Origin of the sequence: Kineococcus glutinatus (genome assembly GCF_039542765.1) — a bacterium.
GTDB lineage: Bacteria > Actinomycetota > Actinomycetes > Actinomycetales > Kineococcaceae > Kineococcus_A > Kineococcus_A glutinatus.
This window is the reverse complement of sequence record NZ_BAABIL010000262.1, coordinates 1-4,601: the sequence shown is the minus strand read 5'-3', so window position 1 is coordinate 4,601 and position 4,601 is coordinate 1. Positions and strand designations below refer to the sequence as shown.

Sequence of the window (4,601 nt, the reverse complement as noted above, 5' to 3'; positions counted from 1 at the left end):
CGCGGGGGCCGACCGGGCCGCGCGGTTCGTCCGGACCTGTGACGCGTTCGGCGTCCCGGTCGTGACCCTCGTCGACACCCCCGGGCCCGCCGAGGCGGCCGGCGAGGCCGCGGCGACGGCGCGGCTGCTGCACGCCTACGCCGCGGCCACCGTGCCGCTCGTCACCGTCCTCACCGGCCAGGTGCACGGCCCGGCCTCGCTCGCCCTCGGCTCCCGGCACGTCGGAGCGGACCACGTGATCGCCTGGCCGCGGGCGCGGATCGCCCTGCGCGACCCCCTGGAGGTCGCCGCCGCGCTGCACGACGCCACACCGCGCACCGACCCCGCCGACGCCGAGGAGCGCTGGTACCGGGACCTGGCGCGGCTGGAGGAGCTCGCCACCCCGGCCGCGGCGCTGGCCGCCGGTGACGTCGACGCGGTCGTGGCGGTCGCCGACACCCGCGAGCGGCTGACCGGCGCGCTGCGGCTGCTGCAGCGCAAGGCCGGGGACCCACCCGCCCGCAAGCACGCGAACCCGCCGTGGTGAGCGGGGGAGCGCCGGCCGGCTGGGCGGTCGGCGGCGCACCCGACGACGCGGAGCTCGCCGCGGTCGTCGCGGTGCTCGCCGCGCGCAGGTCCCCGGCCCCCGCGGCGGTCGTCGCGGAACCGCACGACGGCTGGGGCGCTGCGGAGGTCCTGCTGCACCGCGTGCACCCGTTCGCCGGCCGGCCCCGGTTCACCGCCCCGCGCGCCGCTGGCCCGGAGGACGCGGACCCGGGGGACGCGGACGGCGGGTGACCGCGCCCGCCCCGGCGCTACCCTCGCCCCCCGTGCCCCTCACCGTCGCGACCGTCAACGTCAACGGCATCCGCGCCGCCGTCCGCCGCGGCATGGGCGCCTGGCTCGCCGAGCGCGACCCGGACGTGCTGTGCCTGCAGGAGGTGCGCGCCCCCGACGAGGTCCTCGGGCAGGTGCTCGACGAGGCCCTGGGCGCCGGCTGGCACATCGCCCACCGCGAGCCCACCGACGCCGGCACCAAGGGCCGCGCCGGGGTGGCGGTCGTCACCCGGCTGCCGGTGGGGGAGCAGCGCACCAGCCTGGACCCGCGCTTCGACGGCGCCGGCCGCTGGGTGGAGCTGGACGTGCAGACCGACGCCGGCACGGTGACGGTGGTCAGCGTCTACGTCCACACCGGCGAGGCCGACACCCCCAGGCAGGACGAGAAGTACGCCTTCCTCGACGCCATGACGGCCCGGATGGCCGAGCTGCGCGCGTCCGGCCGGCACGCCCTGGTCTGCGGGGACCTCAACGTCGCCCACCGCAACGAGGACATCAAGAACTGGAAGGGCAACCTGAAGAAGGCCGGGTTCCTGCCGGAGGAGCGCGCCTACTACGACCGCTGGTTCGACGAGCTCGGCTGGGTGGACGTCGTGCGGGCGCTGCACCCGGGCGTGGAGGGGCCGTACTCGTGGTGGTCCTGGCGCGGGCAGGCCTTCGACCGGGACACCGGGTGGCGCATCGACGTCCACCTCGCCACCCCGGAGCTCGCCGCGCTGGCCCGCACCGCCGTCGTGGACCGCGCCCCGACCTACGCCGAGCGCTTCAGCGACCACGCCCCCGTCGTGGTGGCCTTCGGCTGAGCGTGCGGGGCCCGACCGCCGCCCGACCGCGCGATCGGCTCCTACCATCGGGGCATGACGGCTGAGGTGGGGGTACCGCCCGCTCGCGGGGGAGTGCGCGACAGGCGCATGACCTGGGACGAGTACCAGGCCCTGGGGGAGGACGTCCGCGGTGAGTACATCGACGGGTGCCTGCACGTGACGCCGCGCCCGACGTACGAGCACCAGCAGGTCGCCCGTCGCCTGACCAACCTTCTGGAGGCAGCGGGCCTGCTGGCCGTGCAGGAGTGGGCGTGGAAGCCCGGCCCGCACGAGTACCACCCTGACGTCATGGTGCTGCCGGGGCGCCCGGACCCCGCCTCGCCCAACCGCTTCCTCGGCGTCCCCGACCTGGTCGTCGAGGTCCTCTCGCCCTCGAACGTCACCGACGACACGATCCGCAAGCGCCGCGACTACGCCCGCGCCGGCTGCCCGCGGTACTGGATCTTCGGGCCGGAGCAGCGGACGCTGTGGGCGTTCGCGCTGCGGGGCGGTTCCTACGAACAGGTGGCCGAGATCACGGGTGCCGGCGTGGTCCCGGGCACCCCGGAGATCGACGTCGACGTCGACGCGCTGCTGGCCTGAGGACCGCCCCCAGCCCTGCACGCCCGGCTCGGCCCGCTCGGGCGTGATCCGACAGGAAGCGCACGGCCTCGGCGACGTCCACGCGGACATCCCCGCCGCGCCGCCCGTCCGCGGGAAGCCCTACGCCGCCGCCCGCTGCGCCCGCTCCAGGCGGCGCCGGCGCAGCTCCGCCACCGCCGGGTACACCGCCTCCGACCACGTGAGGAAGCCGCGCACGTGCTCCTCCAGCAGGTCCACGTCGAGGCGGGCGCGCACCGCCAGCGCCAGCTCCGCGCCCCAGGAGTCGGCCTCCCGACCGGCGCAGGCCGCGCCCAGCACGACACCGGTGGTGGCGTCCACGACGACCTCCACGCCCCCGGGCACCTCGTCGCCGCAGCCGATGCCGATGAGGTTGGCGCGCTCCAGCTGCCCGAGGGGGAACATCTCCGAGTCGACGTCGTGCCCGGCCCGCCGCGCCTGCGCGGCGGTCATGCCCACGCAGAACACCGGGGGGGCGGTGTAGACGGCGCGGGGCACCGCGGCGTAGTCGGTCTCCCGGTCGCGCCCGGCGGCGTTCTCCGCGAGCACCCGCGCCTGCATGTTCGCCGAGTGCGTGTACGTGGAGACCCCCGTCACGTCGCCCACGGCGTACAGGCCCGGCACCGGCCGCCCCTGGGGGGACAGCACCCGGCAGCGGCTGTCGATGCGCACCGCGCCGGAGTCGTCCAGGGAGCCGCCGGCCGCCTCCACGCCGAGGTTCTGGGTGCGGGGGGAGCGCCCGCCCGCCACGAGGACCCGGTCGGCGCGGACCTCGCCGCCGTCGTCGAGGTGCACCACGGCGCCGCCGCGCCCGTCCGGCTCGGCCCGCCGGGCGGTGACGCCGGTGCGGACCTCCACCCCGCTGCCGCGCAGGGTGCCCGCCATGAAGTCGCCCACCCAGCGCGCCTCCCCGGGCAGCAGCTGCTCGTCCCTCTCGACGAGGACCACCTCGCTGCCCAGCCCCGCGTAGGCCTGCGACAGCTCGCAGCCCACCGACCCGCCGCCGAGCACGAGCAGGCGGCCGGGGCGCTCGGTGGCCGACAGCGCGTCCTCGCTCGTCCAGGTGGGCACGTCGTCGAGGCCGTCCACCGGCGGGCGCACGGGGGTGCTGCCCGCGGCCAGCACCACGGTGCCGGACCGCAGCCGCTCGGCCCGGCCACCGGGCAGGTCCACCTCCACGGTGAGCGGGCGCCCCGGCAGCAGCCGGCCCCGGCCGCGCACGAGCTGCACGCCGTCCGCGCCGAGCCCCTCCACCGCCCCGGCGTCGTCGCGGCCGGCCACCGCCTCCTCGCGCACGCGGACGGCCTCGTCGAAGGGGATGCCGGCGTGCGCCGACAGCAGCATCGACTTCGCCGGCACGCACGAGAGGTAGGGGCAGAAGCCCCCGACGCGGGTGTCCTCCACGAGGGCGACGCGCCTGCCCTGGCGGGCGAGCTCCTGGGCGGCCATCTTGCCGCCGGAGCCGCTGCCGATCACGACGACGTCGACGGTGCGGGGAGGAACCGGGGTCATGCTGCGATGGTTCCCGAAGGTCGCAGCCGCGGCACGTCGATCGACGGACGCCCGCGCGGGGACGGGGGTGCTTGGGTGGGCGGGTGATCCTCGACAGCGGTCCTCCCGGCCCCGGCGCCGAGCCGGTCCTGGAGTGCGAGCAGGTGGTGCGCACGTTCGGCGCGGTGCGCGCCCTGGACGGCCTGACGGTGCGGGTGACCGCGCCGGCGACGGGCCTGCTGGGGGCCAACGGCGCGGGCAAGTCCACGCTGATGCGCGCCGCGCTGGGTCTGCTGGCCCTGGACTCCGGGCGGCTGCGGGTGCTGGGCCTGGACGTGCGCACCCAGCGCCGGGAGCTGCGCCGGCGCATCGGCTTCATGCCCGAGCACGCCTGCCTGCCGGTGGACATGTCCGCCCAGGACGTCTGCGTCCACCTGGCGCGGCTGCGGGGTCTGGGCCGGCGCGACGCGGTGCGCCGGGCCAGCGAGGTGCTCTTCGCCGTCGGGCTGGAGGAGGAGCGCCGCCGCCCGGTCGGCACGTACTCCCTGGGCATGCGGCAGCGCACGAAGCTGGCGCAGGCCCTCGTGCACGGCCCGGACCTGGTGCTGCTCGACGAGCCCACCTCGGGCCTGGACCCGGCGGGGCGGGCGGAGATGCTGGAGATCGTGCGGCACCTGTCCCGCGACCTGGGGGTGCGGGTGGTGACGTCCTCGCACGTGCTCGACGACATCGAGCGCACCTGCGACGAGGTGGTGGTGGTGCACGGCGGGCGGCTGGCGGCGCAGCGGCCGGTGCTGCTGGCGCCGCGCCGCGGCGGCCCGGTGGTGCTGCGGGTGAGCGGGCCGGCCGCGCCGTTCGCGGCGGAGCTGG

The 4,601-nt window shown here is 77.3% G+C and carries 6 protein-coding genes; 5 read left to right on the top strand and 1 reads right to left on the bottom strand.

The features are described from left to right. The 4 genes from ABEB16_RS10840 to ABEB16_RS10825 all read left to right on the top strand — a co-directional run. Nucleotides 1-526, top strand: a 526-nt coding sequence (locus ABEB16_RS10840; RefSeq protein WP_345712266.1) for a carboxyl transferase domain-containing protein, incomplete at its 5' end; no start/stop codon positions are given. Then, nucleotides 523-777 carry an acyl-CoA carboxylase epsilon subunit gene (locus ABEB16_RS10835; RefSeq protein ID WP_345712265.1) on the top strand — a complete coding sequence of 85 codons (255 nt, stop codon included), beginning with the start codon at nucleotides 523-525 and terminating at the stop codon, nucleotides 775-777. The genes ABEB16_RS10840 and ABEB16_RS10835, both read left to right, overlap by 4 nt. 32 nt (nucleotides 778-809) lie before the next feature. After that, nucleotides 810-1,619, top strand: a complete 810-nt coding sequence (locus tag ABEB16_RS10830) for an exodeoxyribonuclease III (RefSeq protein ID WP_345712264.1) — start codon at nucleotides 810-812, stop codon at nucleotides 1,617-1,619. A gap of 54 nt (nucleotides 1,620-1,673) precedes the next feature. Next, nucleotides 1,674-2,222, top strand: coding sequence for a Uma2 family endonuclease (locus tag ABEB16_RS10825; protein ID WP_345712263.1), 549 nt, complete (start codon nucleotides 1,674-1,676; stop codon nucleotides 2,220-2,222). Between the two features lie 120 nt (nucleotides 2,223-2,342). Here ABEB16_RS10825 and ABEB16_RS10820 read toward each other — a convergent pair whose 3' ends face one another. Next, nucleotides 2,343-3,752 (bottom strand): dihydrolipoyl dehydrogenase family protein, encoded by a 1,410-nt coding sequence (locus ABEB16_RS10820; RefSeq protein ID WP_345712262.1) that lies wholly within the window; start codon nucleotides 3,750-3,752, stop codon nucleotides 2,343-2,345. 83 nt (nucleotides 3,753-3,835) lie between these two features. Here ABEB16_RS10820 and ABEB16_RS10815 point away from each other — a divergent pair. After that, nucleotides 3,836-4,601, top strand: a 766-nt coding sequence (locus tag ABEB16_RS10815; protein ID WP_345712261.1) for an ABC transporter ATP-binding protein, incomplete at its 3' end; no start/stop codon positions are given.